11 protein-coding genes are annotated in these 15,718 nt (G+C 35.8%); 1 reads left to right on the forward strand and 10 read right to left on the reverse strand.

All coding sequences use genetic code 11. From position 1 onward, the window contains the following. Positions 1-94 precede the first annotated feature (94 nt). The 3 genes from H3R25_RS06575 to H3R25_RS06585 form a co-directional block, all read right to left on the reverse strand. Positions 95-1,324 carry an MFS transporter gene (locus H3R25_RS06575; protein WP_255527107.1) on the reverse strand — a complete coding sequence of 410 codons (1,230 nt, stop codon included), beginning with the start codon at positions 1,322-1,324 and terminating at the stop codon, positions 95-97. 94 nt (positions 1,325-1,418) lie between these two features. Then, positions 1,419-5,603 (reverse strand): type II CRISPR RNA-guided endonuclease Cas9, encoded by a 4,185-nt coding sequence (gene cas9 / locus H3R25_RS06580; RefSeq protein WP_198194656.1) that lies wholly within the window; start codon positions 5,601-5,603, stop codon positions 1,419-1,421. 118 nt (positions 5,604-5,721) lie between these two features. Beyond that, complete coding sequence (locus H3R25_RS06585) at positions 5,722-6,627, reverse strand: L-lactate dehydrogenase (RefSeq protein ID WP_122034240.1); 906 nt, start codon at positions 6,625-6,627, stop codon at positions 5,722-5,724. Between the two features lie 197 nt (positions 6,628-6,824). Between H3R25_RS06585 and H3R25_RS06590 the strand changes: the two genes are divergently transcribed. Beyond that, positions 6,825-7,766, forward strand: coding sequence for an aldo/keto reductase family oxidoreductase (locus H3R25_RS06590; RefSeq protein WP_198194657.1), 942 nt, complete (start codon positions 6,825-6,827; stop codon positions 7,764-7,766). Between the two features lie 101 nt (positions 7,767-7,867). Here the strand turns inward: H3R25_RS06590 and H3R25_RS06595 are convergent, their stop codons facing one another. The 7 genes from H3R25_RS06595 to H3R25_RS06625 form a co-directional block, all read right to left on the reverse strand. After that, positions 7,868-8,872 (reverse strand): SLAP domain-containing protein, encoded by a 1,005-nt coding sequence (locus H3R25_RS06595; RefSeq protein WP_198194658.1) that lies wholly within the window; start codon positions 8,870-8,872, stop codon positions 7,868-7,870. A 92-nt stretch (positions 8,873-8,964) separates the two neighbouring features. Beyond that, positions 8,965-10,227 carry an RNA polymerase factor sigma-54 gene (gene rpoN, locus H3R25_RS06600; RefSeq protein ID WP_198194659.1) on the reverse strand — a complete coding sequence of 421 codons (1,263 nt, stop codon included), beginning with the start codon at positions 10,225-10,227 and terminating at the stop codon, positions 8,965-8,967. Positions 10,228-10,287: 60 nt separating this feature from the next. Further along, positions 10,288-11,403: a glycoside hydrolase family 172 protein gene (locus tag H3R25_RS06605; RefSeq protein ID WP_109715092.1), complete on the reverse strand. Its 1,116-nt coding sequence runs from the start codon at positions 11,401-11,403 to the stop codon at positions 10,288-10,290. A 2-nt stretch (positions 11,404-11,405) separates the two neighbouring features. After that, entirely contained in the window at positions 11,406-13,559 is a 2,154-nt protein-coding gene (locus H3R25_RS06610; protein ID WP_198194660.1) for a hypothetical protein, read from the reverse strand. 1 nt (position 13,560) lies between these two features. Next, positions 13,561-14,388, reverse strand: coding sequence for a PTS system mannose/fructose/sorbose family transporter subunit IID (locus H3R25_RS06615; RefSeq protein ID WP_109715090.1), 828 nt, complete (start codon positions 14,386-14,388; stop codon positions 13,561-13,563). Next, the gene (locus tag H3R25_RS06620; protein ID WP_109715089.1) at positions 14,385-15,209 is read right to left on the reverse strand and encodes a PTS sugar transporter subunit IIC; all 825 of its coding nucleotides are present in this window, start codon (positions 15,207-15,209) and stop codon (positions 14,385-14,387) included. The genes H3R25_RS06615 and H3R25_RS06620 overlap by 4 nt, the downstream gene beginning before the upstream one ends. Positions 15,210-15,219: 10 nt before the next feature. Continuing rightward, positions 15,220-15,717, reverse strand: coding sequence for a PTS sugar transporter subunit IIB (locus H3R25_RS06625; protein WP_109715088.1), 498 nt, complete (start codon positions 15,715-15,717; stop codon positions 15,220-15,222). Position 15,718 lies beyond the last annotated feature (1 nt).

Below are 15,718 nucleotides of genomic sequence, written 5' to 3' on the forward strand. Positions count from 1 at the left end.
AGTTTCAACGCGGTATTATTATCGTCCTGCCTCAGCTCTATAGCGGAGGTTTTTTTGTGCATAAAATTCTGAAAACAATTTTTTAGTCCAAAAATCAGTTCTGCTTAGTTTTTATCATCAAAGAAACACTGATTACAGCAATAATCAAAAGTTCAAATGCTGACACACCTATTCCAGATCTTGAACCTACTTTTTTTGCTACAAGACCTCCAAAAAGGTAGCCCAAAGAATTCACCCCAATTAGGACGGTTTTATATATACTCGTAACTCGTCCAAGATACTTTTGCTCAACATGCTCCTGTCTATTAGTGATTATGCTAATGTTAATAATTGATTCAATGATTGAGATAAATGCAATGGCGGCAGTTAATATTAGTAAATTTTTGTTTAATGCAAAAATTACTCTAAAAAGGGCAGCCATAAAAACTAGCATGGGTAGCAGTAAATTGAAGCCAACCCTTTCATTAAGTCTATTTACAATCAAAGTACCTATTAAAGCACTGACAGCCGCAATTGCTGAAATAGTACCAATACTTTCAGAAGAAAGGCCAATTTGTGCACGTAATACTATTAAACTATCGTTATCAAAATTCGCTGATGCAATATTAACTAAAGCAGTCAAAATTAGTGGATATAGTACAGAAGGAAGCTTAATTGTATAGCGCAGTCCTTCTTTTATGTCCGCAGTTACCGTTTTACCCGCTGATTTAAGAGTCGAAAATTCATTAGAAGCATTAGATACAGTTTTTACTTGTATTTCTTTTTCTAATAAAAGGCTAGTTAAGTAGAAAAATGAACAGATTGCAATCAAAAGACTGTGCGAAACAAATTTATATAGCACTCCACCAACAATCGGTAGTACAAAATTCGTCGCATACTGTATTCCATAGATCAGACTGTTTAATTCAGCAAAATCCTTTTTTTCGACTAAGAAAGAAACGAATGTAACTTCTGATACCGTATTGAACGCATTAGTAATACTGACTACCAGAGAAACTATATAGATAATTAAAATCATGAATTTTACCGGCAAATTCATTGCTAAAGCAGTAGTCAGAACAAGGTAACTAATTAGTCTAACTAAATCACTAACGATAAGAACTCTTTTTACATCAAGCTTATCTATTACTGCTCCAACAGGAAGCCCTAAAACTAAAACAGGCAGTGTTTGGATTACGGAAATAATCGATAAATGGAGACCATTTTTTGTAATATCAAGTACCATCAAAGGTAATACAAATGCCATTAAAGCACTACCCAGATTGTCAGTAATCACTGATAAAAGATATAATCTATTATTCCTACTTCGTAGTATGGTTTTCATATGAACAAGCAGATGCTACTCCTTTACTTAAGATAAATAAAATTGATTTCTATGCGCAAAATAGAGGGCTAGTTAAACCTAACTCTCTATTTTTCTATAAATTCGTAATTTTTACTCTTTTTTCAAACAAGCCGGTTGGCGATTGAAAAATTAATACTGCATTAGATGAAAGAACCACACCAGCAGCTGTTTGCATTACTCCAAATGGTGTCTTAATTCCTAAGTTCTTCAAATCAGAAGCCATCAGATTATCATGTAATCCATTTAAGATATTAGTTATGGTGTGCTTCTTATCTTTAACTGTTAAGTTAATAAATTTTGTTCTACCATTATGTAGCCCTAATCTAAAGTTGTTTGTATCAAATAATGGTAAATATAGGTCAACTTTAGACAAGATTTCATCATAAGCATTCACTAAGAGCTGGTCTTCGTTATCTTCTTTTTGATTCATATTATCAGTGACAATTTTCATAGTCTCTTGTGACAAGGTAAGCTGTTTTGCATTAACTTGGTAGCTAGCAGAATACAGCATGAACTTTTTATCGCCGTCCACTACAACTTGCTTAAAATGAAGATGGTCTTTTATTATTCTGAATCCTTTAAGACCTCGTTTAGGCTTTCCACTTTTATCGAGCATAATTAAAGACTCAAGAATTTTATGTAGTTCATGATTATACTTTCCCTGCTTTTTAGCTTGTTGTAATCTAGCTAAAAATCGCATCGGTACTCCAACAACTCTATAAATATCTCCCTTAGTCTTTTCAATTTTGACAATAACCATATATGCATTTGCATTACCACTATAACCACCATAAATTGTCGGATCCAAGTTTTTACCTTTCGGAATCAACTTTCTAGTCTTTTTACGATCACGTTCTTGACGTGGATAAACAGTCATATTAAACAATCCACTGTTTTCGGTAGTCGTTTCGCGGGAAACCAACATATATTTATAGTTATAAGCTTTACAAAGTCTATCAAAAATATCTGGGTGTTTAAGAAAGACTACTCTATCACTATTATTTTCTAGAATTTTTTCTGGAGCCTTACGTTCGCTATTGTCTTTCTGTAGCAACGGCCATAAAAAGTTAAAACCCTTAAAATTGCTAATAGCCTCTCTTTGTAATTGAGGATCTTCACTAAACTTTTTATATTTACCGTAGACAAAAAATGGGCGGTACTTAGGATAAACTTGATATAAAAAGTTGCCGCAAACAATTGATAGATAAGCATCAATTGCGTGATGATAATCATTAACTTCTCTACTTTTATACAGATTTAGTCGTTGGCGTAGTGCCGAGTTATCTCTCGCCCTAACTGTAATAATTTCTGAATCAGGATATTTATTTTGTAAAATAACTGATACTAATTTAATTATCTGACTCGTTTCCACTAATTGTCTGTTAATGAAGCCTTCTTTTTGGTATTTGCTTAGTTTATCAGGGTCCAGAATCAAATTATTAAGTTTGTACTTGCTTATTAGGCCGATTGCTTGCCATTGACGCCATAGTTCATTGATTTTTATATTCAAATCGGCAACAACATCGTTACCAAATCTTTTATACGGGACATCATCAGCTTTTTCTGCGTTTATTGCTTTAGCAGTCAGTACACGATTATCTAATGAATCATCCTTAATAAATGCTTGTGGCAAAATGTGGTCAATATCATATTTCGAAGATGACGATAACTCATCAACATCAATTTTCTCGCCCGTATATGCATCACGCCCTGCCTGTATGAAATATAAGAAGTACTTATCTTTCACTAGTTTTTTGTTTTTAATTGCATCCTTCAGGGCATCGGTTAAGCTCTGGTCAATAAGTTCACTGTCAGCATCTTGATAGATCTTAAGTAACTGACTGCCTCTAATTTGGGATAACTTCGGATTTTTTTGTGGTTCACGTGTATATTCAATTGTAAACTGAGCTGGTGCGGCTCCAGCAGCTTTAACTACATCTTCCACAACTTTAACAACTTGCCTAATCGCCTTTTTATTAGCTGGTGAAGTGTAAGCGTCAGCTAAAATTTCTTCTACTCCGTTTTCCTTAGTTATTTGTTGATTCTCTTGGGCAATTGCACTCTTAAAATCAGGCTCTGTGATAATTTTTGCAAAGTTCTTCTGACTATCCCAAAGCTGCTCCATGACATTTTGGCCATTTTGATCACGTAAACCAACTAATAGCTTACTAGAAAGTCTGCCCCAACCTTGCAAACGCCAATTTGATAACGCCTTAAATTGATCTTGAGATAACCAACTAATTTCATGTAGTTTTTCTTGAAAAATCTTATTATCTTCAAAGATTGAGGAATATTCAATTATCTTCTCAAAGTCCGAACTATATTTAGGATCTTCTAATTGATTAGAAAATACTTTTAAGCCTTTTAGATGATAGTAACTTGATAAACTAGAGTTGAATTTAGTTGGATCTGCTAATCCATCAATTTTTACAATCATCATATTTTCATGTTGTTTGATATAACTAATTAGCAATCTAGTAGTAACCGTCCGCTTATTTTTAAATAAGTTATTAAAAATATCCTGCTTAAGACTTACGCTTATTTTCTTTCCATTAATTCTAAGATTATTTAATTCATTTAAGACTTCAAATCGTTGATAAAGTAAACTATTTGCAGGTAAAACGTCTTCACCTAAAAGATATGTGTCTTTAATAGTCATTCGCTTAATAAAACGGTTAGCTGATTCTTGTCGATCTATTTTTTGCTCAAAATTCCATGGCGTAATTTGTCCAGGTTCTTTTCTTACCATCCAAGCAAAATTCTTACCAGAAGTTTTCTCTTGATCCTGTACAGTAACCATCGGGCCAACATAATATGGTACTTTAAATCTAACTAGTTCATCTAATTTATATGGCGCCTGCTTTCGATGCTCTTCAACTGGATTCTCAGTAGCTAGAAACGGATAGTACTGACTTTGGTTAGCAATAATTTTATCTAACTCAATTTGATGCAGCTGAAATGGGATAACACCGTTACTGTTAGTGCGCTGCTTAGGCATAAAACTATCAGTTTCAATTCCTTGTAAAATTTGACTAGCTGCCTTGGAATCATCAAGATTTTCTTTAACTACTTTATAAAAATCTTCTTTAGTTAAAGCACCATCTTGACCAAATTTAGCCTTGGCCTCTAATAAGTGACCATGACGATTATTAACATACAAGTCATAAGCAAGCCGTAATGTTTTAGCCTTTTGTCGATCTGCTTGACCATCAATCACTATTTTTAGTAATTTATAATCACATCTATGCTGGTTGTACTTGTTTACCATTGATGCAGATAAACTCTTACCTTCATCAACAATAGTACCCAATGTAATTGAACTAAATAACTTTTTAATTTCAACAATAATAGTTTGGTCATCTTCATCTAATTCTGGCAATAATGCATCCAATTTTTCATCTGCATCCGCATCACTAAGTTTAAATTCCCATCTTACTTTATCGCTTTTATCGATTTCTTTAGTCAGGATAGTTTCAAATTGCGTTTTATAGCCCATAATGGCATTGGCAATCTGCTTAGACACATTTTTTGCATTTTTATCTGTAGAGGCCGGTAACAATAACGCAATCTTTTTGACTTTATCCTTTTTATAAGTCGTTTTGTCCGGGTCCTTACCCTTGATTACCTCTTCAACAGCATGTGCATTTTTTAAGTTTAATTCTAGCTTTTCGCAAGCTTCATCCGCTTTATTATTAAAAGCCTCATTAATTGAATTTAATACTGATACTACATCTATTTTAGAAGCTTCAAAGTTTTTTACAGGCGTATCCTGTAAAAAATTGCCACGGTATTTAACAATGTGGTGCATTGCCAAAAAAACTTCCCGTAAATCAAATTTACGATTTTCTGTCATTAAGGCTTGACGCAAATGATAAATCGTCGGATATTTCTGATAAAACTTTGCATCTTCTTTGGCTGTTGGAAAAACAATTGCGGCGTATTTTTGCCGATCTTTATCAAGGGGAGAAACCCATGATTGGTGAAGACGAACAAAAAATGCCGGATCAACTTCAGCCATTGGCTCCGCAAAAATTTCTTCTAACAATCCTAAACGCCATTTTCTTCGCTTAAGACGACGGCGTGTAGTTCTAAAGCCGCGACGATCTGCAGCGGAATGTCCCTCTTCAAATAAGTGTGAACCGATTGCAGTTTTACCACGTAATTTTAAAAGTGCATTCTTCTTATCAGCTACAGCCCACCCGCATGAGTTTGTCCCGATATCGAGACCTAATATGTAGTCACTCTTTTTTTGACTCATTTTCTTCTCCTAAACAAACTGTAATTACTATAATAATACATTAAAAAAGCGGCTTAGTCCTTGATTTTTTAAATACGAAAAATGATGGCTTAACTAGCCATCATTTAGCAAAAAATACTTATTTCGATTTTTCTTTAATTGTTTCTGCCGATTTTGCCAGCAGTTTTTCTTCTTCATCAGTTAAAGCCAATTGGACTTGTTGAACTATGCCGTCACGTCCAACTATTGCTGGGTATGATAAGTAAGTACCGTATTTCTCCTGGTAATTTGAAACTGGAAGCTCTGTGCGTGCGTCACTTTCAATTGTTTCAACTAATCTAGTAACTGCTGCTGCAATCCCATAGTTGGTGTATTGCTTACCCTTATAAACAGTTTGACCGCCAAACTTAATTTCATCATTTAGGTCTTCAAGCTTCCACGGCTTGTCTTTAACCAACTCCGTAATTGGTTGCTCCAAAACTTTAACAGTTGACCAAGCAGTAAATTGCGAGTTGCCGTGCTCACCTAAGTTAAAGCCTTCAACTGAACGAGGATCAACGTTCAACCTCGAGCCAACAGCTCTTTTCATTCTTGAGGTATCAAGAAGTGTACCCGTTCCAATGACATGCTTTTTAGGCAAACCAGTCAATTCTTGATACATATTAGTAATTGCATCAACAGGATTGGTAATTGCGACCAAAATGCCATCAAAACCACTCTTTTTAATTGAAGCAGCAATGTCCCCAATTCGTTCTCTATTATAGTTTAATTCCGCAAAACGCTCGCCACCAGCTTCTAAACTAATGTTACCAAAAGCACTAATAATAATATCGGCATCTTTTAAGGCAGAATAGTCATTAATTACAATGTTGGTGTGATGCTTCAAGTTAGCCATTGCATCTTGGAAATCAAGCTCATCCGCAGTAACTTTTGCCTCATTTACATCAATTAAAACCAAGTCATCAACCAAACCTGAAACAAGTAACTGATGTGCTACTGTGCTACCAACATGACCATCACCTATGATACCGATCTTATTACTCATGATATTTGTCCTCCTAGAAAGTAATTTAAGGTATTATCTAAAAAATTTGTTATCTCTCATTATAGCTGTTTTCTATTAAAGATGAACTTAAATTTAAAAAATAATTAGATTCGCTAACGAAGTTTCAACAAAAATTAAAAAATGATTTCAACCCTTTTTATCTTTCATGAACTATACTAAGCATTAGGAGGTACATTATGAGACAAATAAAAATTGGTAACACTAACTTTAGTGCTTCTGCAATCGCATTTGGGATAATGCGGATGAACAAGCTGTCAGTTGATGAAGCTGTTAAAGCATTAGAAACTGCTCATGACACAGGAATTAACTTTATTGATTCTTCAGACATATATGGTCATGGCAAATCAGAAGAAATTTTTGGCGAAGCTTTGGAAAAGTCCTCACTTAGTCGTGATGATTTTTACATTCAATCAAAAACTGGAATTTTTGAGGATGAATCGCAAAACTACAAGACAACTCGCTATGATTTTTCAAAAGAACATATCATTAAAAGTGTTGATGGCATTCTTTCTCGCATGAAAATTGACTATTTAGACAGCCTACTTTTGCATCGTCCAGATGCTTTGATGGATCCTGCCGAAATTGCGGCTGCGTTTGATGAACTGCAAAAAGATGGTAAGGTGCGTCATTTTGGCGTGTCCAACTTTAACCCAATGCAAGTCGAACTATTACAGGCTGGATTGAGTCAAAAATTGCTGATTAATCAATTGCAACTGAGTGTCATGCACACTGGCCCAATTGACTTTAATATCCACACTAATATGACTGATGCTCGCAGTATTGACCACGACCGCGGTGTCTTAGACTATTCACGCTTACACAATATGACAGTTCAAGCTTGGTCGCCATTCCAATATGGTCAAATTGAAGGTAACTTTATCGGCAACCCTAAGTTCCCAGAAGTTAACGACGCATTACAAAAGTTAGCAGATAAAAAGGGCGTTTCCAAAAACGCAATTGCATCTGCTTGGATACTACGTCACCCAGCAATTGGTCAGGTAATCATTGGAACCATGACACCAGAACACATTGTTGACAGTGCTAAAGGTGCAGACATCTCTCTAACAGCTCAAGAATGGTATGATATTTACCTAGCTGCTGGCAATGACTTGCCTTAAATTTCCATCTAGAAATAATACTCTAGCATTTTTAAAGAAAAGCTAACTAAATATAAAAGCCTAGACTGTTGTCTAGGCTTTTTATTCATATAGAATATATTCTAAAGATTTGTACTTACTATAAAAGTAACACCGTTTGGATCATAACCATTATAGTAGGTTGTTGCCAAACCAATTCCAATAGTTTTAAGAGAGCGGCTTTTTAAATCATCTCTATGGGCAAAATTTGCCTGAGCGTCTTTATAAACAAATTGTTGAAAGGCTTCTTGTGCCATTTTTTGTGGAGTATTATACGTGACAAGTGTTTCTAGCTCTCCATATTTTGCACCAGCGTGCATGTCGGATACTTTATATTTGTCATAGTGCTGAGCATCTTGAACAGCCCTTGTAACATCATAATCATATCTGCTGGTAATATACGCTATTTTAGTCTCAATCCCTTGGCTTGCTCTCCACTCATTAACAAGTTTTTCAAAACATCTTGCAGTTTCTTCGATTGTGTTTCTATCCAGTGCTGTTGCACTTGGAAGGTTACTTTTCATTTCTTCTTCTTCAAAGCTTGTATTATCATTTGGATCATCCCAATTATCAGAAGTTGGAATATCTTTATCTTCTTTTGGTTTTGACTTTTGTGTGTCACTTGCCTTAACCCAGTTATGATACTTAAGTCGGTACCATATATGGCCATCACTGTCTGTATATGTTTCATAGACGTTTTGCTTTCCAATCAGTGTATAAAGTGAATTGTCACCATTAGGCTTTGTGTAAAGCTCAGCGTCATATTTCAAGTAAACTGAAAATAAAACTGGATCTTTATCTTCTTCAGGTACAATTACTGCGTTATTTGTTCTAATATAACGGCCTTTACCAATTCTATAGTATTTTTTACCCTTAATTGCCTTCTTGCTCAAAGCACGTAAATACGTCCCTCTTTTTAGAACAATTTTGCCCTTTCTTTTGCCAGATATGGAATAAACATAAGAATTCTGTCGTAATTGTAATCTAGGTGAAGTGGCTGCTGATGCCGTAACTGCACTATATGGCAATGCAATTAGACCCAATCCTAATGCAAATCCTGCCGAAATGGTTGTCAAAAGTTTTTTCATGGACATCTTACTCTCCTCCATAATATCTAAAAGCTCTATATTCCATATTCTAAACAATTAATAAATAGAAGTCAGAAAAACTTTTGCTTTTGTCAGTCTCTTTTACGCTGATAGCTATTGGGAATATTTAGTTTTTTACGATATTTCGCGATTACCCTCCTGCTCAAAGTAACACCGTGATCCGCAAAATGTTCGACTAATTGCTGATCACTTAATGGCTGCTGAGGACTTTCTTGATCAATTAATTTTTGCAAATCATACTCAATTCGTGCCTGAGATAAATCGGTCGTAACTTTGCGTGGAAATAGAATTTTTAAACTAAAAATTTTATTCTGACACTGGATGTACTTGTCCTTTATTGCCCTACTAATCGTACTTGGAGCTAAGTTCAATGCATTAGCCGCATCTTTTAAGCCTAAAGGTTTTAATTCCTGCGTTTGCATTGTAGTTAAAAATGCTCCTTGATATTCACCAGCATATTTTCCCAAGCGAAGGATAGTTTGTTGCCGCTGGTCTATTGCATTTTTCATTTCTAAATAATCTTGACGTTGTTGCGAAAAATATTTACCTTGGTCAGATTGTGTTTTTAATTCCTTGTAAGTTTTTTCATCAAATAGTAATTCGGGAATTTGCGACTTCGCGGTTTCAATTGTTAGACGTCCATCTTCAACTTTAAAAATCAAATCAGGTAGCAAATATTGAACGTTTTGCTCAGTCACATATTCACTTGCTGGTGTCGGATCTAGTGTCTGAATGTTAGCTAGTGCCTGCGTTAATTGACTAGCCGAAAAATCTGACTGCTCCCATTTTTGTGGATCCGCAAGTAACTCCAAACTGTCAGAAAGTAAAATTTGCATTGCAGTTTCATCAAAGTTCTCTTTTTGACGAGCTTGAATTAACAGACATTCATTTAGACTACTTGCACCAACCCCACATGGGTCTAAACTTTGTAATAGTACTTTTGCTTGCTCCAAATCTGCAAGTGAAAATTCTGATGCTTGTGCAAGCTCATTTAGTTTGGCACGCAGATATCCATCATCATCCAAATTATAAATTAGTAACTTAACAGTGCTCTTTTCCTTATTACTCCAGTCACTCATCCTTACCTGTAATAAAAGATGATCGGGCAAGCTTTCACTTTCAGTATCACCAATCCATTCCAAGCTATGAGTTTCACTCTTAGGTTCAGCCAATGAAACGAAGGGATTACTCTCGCTTAACTCCTTCATTGCACTAACCAAATCATAGGTGCTATAAGATAAAACAGTTAGGTTTTGCTGAAGTTTAGGCGACAAAAAAAGCCGCGTAACTAACTGCTCTTTCGGTTTTAAGACCATTTTTTGCAATCGTGTCATCGGCTTTTCTCCTTTATTATTAATATTATAACAGATAGTCGAGTTATAATAATTGGTATTTTAGCGTGGACGCAAGCTTTCTAAAGTAGGTAAACTTGCTTCTATTCCTTCTGCCTTACCACCATACCAGTATGAAACGGATGAAAGATCATCACTACGTTCAAATAATCCAACGTCATCATTTCCTATTTGCTGTAAAGATACTTGAATGTCTTTCTCAAATTCAATTGGATCAACCAAGTGCCATCGATATAGGGCATTCTGAGGTAATCCGTCATTGCCAAACGCATGCGGTGAATTTGGCTTGCCTGTGCTAAAGTGCTCACGTGAATGATCTACATTACTATGATAAGGGAAGCCGAGATAAGGTGTACAGAAGGTAGCAGGATATGTAGTTCCATCTTCATGATACTTATGAAATGCCCAAGCACCACCAAAATAATCTTCCATTCCAGTGGATGTTACTGTTGGATACTCATTGTCACCATCAAGATAAAATTTGAATTCACCTTCACCCCACCAATATCTTTCTAATGCTGTTAAGCCAATAAATGTACCTACATAATAGCCATGATCATTTAATTTGGGTAGGAGAACATAATCTTCTTGTAGCTCTGTTTGGCGCTGCCTATTCCAATAAGCATGGAAATACAATTTGTTTTCTACATCGGATTCTTCATGGAGTTCATAATTTATTGTGTAAAAGAATGAACGAATATCTTCTCGAAATAGGTTAGTTATAGTGATTTTTGCACCCTTTTTAAAAGGCATTTCAAAATAAGAATTCATTCCACCAGTTGGAGCAACTACAATTGGAATCGAATTAACATCATAGCGTTCCCCAAAACCATTACAGAAAAAATCACCTAGTGGGCAGTTAACTGCCGGTACATTACTGCCGTCCCAATAAATCCGTAATATTGTATTACGCATCACAAAGCTACCTTTTTCAGTATGATCACGAATTGTAAACCAAAGATGTTTAATGGTGCCAGGCCCCTTAATGTCAGCAATTGTCACTTCTTCACTCTTAGGTAAAGTAATACTTGCCTTCCCTTTTCGCGAAGGACCTAGATCACTCGCAGTCATTGCTGCTTTGCCTTTTTGTCCAGTAGGGTTTTCTGGAGTTATTGCTCTAGTCTTAAATGAAGAAAACTCTGTCAGATTATTGAACATCCCTAATTTCTCTCCTTTTCAAATCGAACCTTAGTATCAGAAGTTAAATCTTTACTTATCCCAGTTGACCAACCTTGTGGCTTAAATTCTAGTGTAACTTTTCTCTGCTCTGCGCCATGCAAGTTAGCTATTAATTTTTGTTGTCCACTCTCACTTTGATAACTAAGATTTACTTTTAAGTTATCAGTCAGAGGAAAATCATTCCAGTTAAAACTAGGTGTAACTGTTAACGGCCTAATCTTCAATAGGTCTTTTTGTGCATCAAATTCTATACCTAAAACGTTTTTAATCATTAAAACACTGAATGAGCCATCACTCCAGCCACATTTACCGCAGTGGTTAAATCGCATGACATTATCTCCACTGCTTCCTACTTCATATGGCCACCACCACCAGCTACCATCTAAGTCGGTTAACTTCTCTAATATGTCAATCTTTTCCATAAATTTTGAATGGTCATTGACAGTACCCATTAACAAAGTGATGTAGCCGGGAAAGGTTGCTTCGGACTGATCACCCCACGATATTCCCTTACTTAGCTTGCTGTATGTAGGATTATCTGAGCTACTAGCAAATTGGAGTGTTTCCAAATAATAGCCTTCCAATACATCATTAAAGCCATAAAACGGGGCAAGTGTTGTATCAGATTCTTCGCCATCATGAAATTCTAAAGTGATCTTGTCTTCTTTAATAACTCTAGTTAAAAAGTCTAGACCTTGATCTACAATATCAGTTTGATATTGCTTTAAGTCTGTCGCTAATTCTCCATTTTCAGGATTAACGCCTTCTATGAATCGTTTTCGTCCTTGATTGTTTTCAATTAAACAATATTCTAGAATTTGTTTCTTTAGTTCATCAGCAATTTCTTCATAACGCTTTGCTTCATCTGGTTGATTTAAAACTTCACGGTAGATTTTGCCAATGCCATTTACAGCTGTCCAAAAGGTGATTTGTGTACCAGTGTGAAATTCCCCTAGCGCAATACCGTCTGATATCCATTGTGATTTTATCAAGCCAAATTTGGAATCGCGACGTGCAATTAGGTAATTTACAACATATAAAATATGTTCCCACATTTGAAGGTTTTGCTTAAGAAATTCAACGTCGTTAGTTTCAGTAAGATATAGTGTTAATAAAATCGCGCTATTCAAAGAATTTTCAACTGAATGTTGGATTCCACCATTAAATTTTCCACCCTTTGGTTTTATTTCATATTGAACAAACCAAAGAATTACCTTTTTAGCTAGTTCATGGTCAAAATATATTGCTGGCAAACTAGCATAAAACATGTCACGAAGCCACGTTCGATCAACAACTGGACTTGAACCCCAATTAGCACCTACCACTTTCCCATTTGTGCTTTCTGAAATACTATTCAGCGCATTAGCTGCTTTACGTGTAATCAAAGTAGCTAATTCTGGATTAGTCGGTATTTCTAGCTGACCGTATTTTCCAATAAGATAATTATAAGAAGAAAATATTATTTTGTTCATTTCTTCATCTGTCACATTAAAAGCTGCGTTAGGATCAGTTAAAGTAGCCCAGCCTGCTTGATCATCCATTACACGCTGATTATTAGCATAGTTAAATTCAACATTATGACGATCAGAATACTTCAAATGATAGCATTTAGGAAAAATCAGCTTTACATCCTTCGAAGGGTCATTTCTTATGGCACAGAGTTCAATTAACCCACTGACCGATTCTCCTGATTCCAGATAAATTGGTAAAAACAATTGCAAAACTGTGAAATCAGAGTAGCGATGAATAAAACGAGGTATCAGCTTAAACAACAAATCGTATTCAATTTGATGGTCTTCTTTATCTAGCGGAGTTGCATGCCCATTTACTTCGATTTCTGTGCTGATATTTGCCTCTTGAACAAATCCATTTGAGACCCAAGTACCAGGCTTATCTTCCGTAAAATATGCATCTCTAAAAAAGCTAATTGCTTTTATAAGTCCCTTTTCGCTTATACTAGCTTGCATTTTTTGATTACTGACTTCAACCGAAAAGTCTGTAGCAGGAAATAAATGACCATAATAACTCTTTTGGTTAGTAGTTATTTGGCTGTCGTTATTAGTAGTGACATTATAAAACTGATTCTTTTTAGTTTGCCAGCCAGTTTCAAAAATAAATCCAAGTTCTTCTTTCATCTTAAACAATACCAATCAGTGAAGCCAATACAGACAGAATAACAATTGCAAATATCAATGTAATTACGCCAATCTTCTTGTCCTTTAACAGTTTGTAGCAAACTAAAGTAATTGCTACCGGTAAAAGACCTTCAAAAATTTGATCAAGAACGGATTGGACATTCATAATTGTTTTTCCGCCCATTGTCCATTTAATCGTTGTCTTAAAAATGACCATTTGCACAGTCATAGCACCAACCATCACAAGCCCTAAGATACTTGCTGCTTTGGTCAGAACATTCATTAGCCCATTTTCGTAAAGTTTCTTAACATAACTTGATCCAAGTGAATATCCCAAAAAACCACCATAATAACGAATAACATAGTTAGGGATGTTAAACATTACCAAGAAGATAATTGGAGCCAAAAAATTGTCATTACGTGCGAAGTTAATTGCTAATGCTGCACACACTGCACGCCAGACTCCCCAGAATAAAGAATCACCAATACCAGCCAAAGGTCCCATTAAACTAGTTTTAACTGCATTAATTGAGTCCGCATTAAAATCCGGTTCTTGACTATTTTCTTTTTCCATTGAAGCAGCAATTCCCATAACAAAAGTCGACATCGGAACCGTTGTACTGAAGTAAGAAGTTTCTCGTTCTAGAGCTTTTCGTCTACCTTCCTCATTGTTTTTGTAGAATTTATTGATGAATGGCATTAGTGAAAAACAGAAGCCACCACCACCCATTAGCACTGGGTTAACGGAAATATACATTGTTGATGACCGCCAGAACATGCTGCGGATCATTTTCTTTTCATCTTTGGATAAATTTTGTGTTAGTTTCATGCGAAGAAATCCTCCTCTTCTTGACTAATGGTCGCTTTTTCATCCGTTTGCTTAGCTTCAGCTGCAGCAGCTGGCTTATTCTTCATAATTTTCATTTCACTCATATCACGTTCAGCGACAACAACAGCGACAATAGCTGCGAGTACGGCAATAGCCATCAATGGTAATTTTAGGTAAGCCATTAAAACTACGCCCAAGAAGTAATATTGTGCCAATTTATTGTCCCATAGAAGCAGCAGTAACATGGCCATTCCAACGGCTGGTAACAAATTACCTGCAACAGTTAGACCATTCATGATTGTCTTTGGAATTGCTTGGAGAGCAATCTGTACAGCCTTTGAACCGAATAAAACGGCAAAAAATGGAATCATTGCATATAGGCCATAGTGAAGAACCCATAGTCCAAAGTGAAGTCCAACCATTTTCTTGTCTTCACCTTTTTTAGCAAACTTATCAAACAGCGGTGCAAAAGGCCCAATCACAAATGAAAGAATCATGTTCAAAAATTGTAAACCCAAAACGGCGAGCGGGAATGCCAACGTAATATTTGCTCCCATGTTACCTGACTGGATGGTGAAAACAGTTGCTAAGGCTGCTGCCAAAGCAGGCTCTGCTGTACTGGAAATACCAATATTAACTACTCCCATAAAAATAGTTTCAACTGATGCTCCGACCATAAGACCTGTATGAACGTCACCCAATAAAAAGCCCAAAAGTGGAGCTACAACAATTGGTCGACTCAACATCGCGTTACCGAAAAACTCGTGACCAGCTGTACCAATAAATACAGCAATCGCGGTCATTAATGCGTCATAAAACATTTTCTATCCCCTATTCCTTGATTTTCTTCAAAATTTCTTTTCCCGTATGTTTTTCCATATTAGGAGTACCTTGGAAATATGTATCTGGGAATTCATCTACTAACTTCCTTAGATTTTCGATTTCTGCTGGCGACAGCCTAACTTCTTTGGTTAAAGTTATTTCATCTCCTTCAGCATTCATTTTTCCAGCATTACCAATAATGACCTGATCTGGCTTTTCATTAATATGATCTGCTACTGTCAGTGCGTCTTTAACCGTAGTTGTAATCACTAGAAGGCGCATGTCTTTAGAGCGAGCATCATTCAATAACTCAGCTGCATTATCAACTGATAAAACAATTGTTTTAATATCAGACGGTGCCGCCATTTTTAACATCATTTTTTGCATATCATCAGCTGCTGCCTTGTCGTTAGCAACAACAATTCCATTCAGTCTCAGCGCCTTGCTCCAGGACATTGAGACTTGTCCATGAATTAGTCTTTCATCTACACGTAAAGCTGCAATCATT

This window comes from Lactobacillus sp. M0390, from assembly GCF_016102085.1.
Lineage (GTDB): Bacteria > Bacillota > Bacilli > Lactobacillales > Lactobacillaceae > Lactobacillus > Lactobacillus apis.

Bases quoted from the DNA above. Each gene is read 5' to 3' on its own strand.
- H3R25_RS06575 (WP_255527107.1), bottom strand. From the start codon at position 1,324: ATGAAAACCATACTACGAAGTAGGAATAATAGATTATATCTTTTATCA.
- cas9 (WP_198194656.1), bottom strand. From the start codon at position 5,603: ATGAGTCAAAAAAAGAGTGACTACATATTAGGTCTCGATATCGGGACA.
- H3R25_RS06585 (WP_122034240.1), bottom strand. From the start codon at position 6,627: ATGAGTAATAAGATCGGTATCATAGGTGATGGTCATGTTGGTAGCACA.
- H3R25_RS06590 (WP_198194657.1), top strand. From the start codon at position 6,825: ATGAGACAAATAAAAATTGGTAACACTAACTTTAGTGCTTCTGCAATC.
- H3R25_RS06595 (WP_198194658.1), bottom strand. From the start codon at position 8,872: ATGAAAAAACTTTTGACAACCATTTCGGCAGGATTTGCATTAGGATTG.
- rpoN (WP_198194659.1), bottom strand. From the start codon at position 10,227: ATGACACGATTGCAAAAAATGGTCTTAAAACCGAAAGAGCAGTTAGTT.
- H3R25_RS06605 (WP_109715092.1), bottom strand. From the start codon at position 11,403: ATGTTCAATAATCTGACAGAGTTTTCTTCATTTAAGACTAGAGCAATA.
- H3R25_RS06610 (WP_198194660.1), bottom strand. From the start codon at position 13,559: ATGAAAGAAGAACTTGGATTTATTTTTGAAACTGGCTGGCAAACTAAA.
- H3R25_RS06615 (WP_109715090.1), bottom strand. From the start codon at position 14,388: ATGAAACTAACACAAAATTTATCCAAAGATGAAAAGAAAATGATCCGC.
- H3R25_RS06620 (WP_109715089.1), bottom strand. From the start codon at position 15,209: ATGTTTTATGACGCATTAATGACCGCGATTGCTGTATTTATTGGTACA.
- H3R25_RS06625 (WP_109715088.1), bottom strand. From the start codon at position 15,717: ATGATTGCAGCTTTACGTGTAGATGAAAGACTAATTCATGGACAAGTC.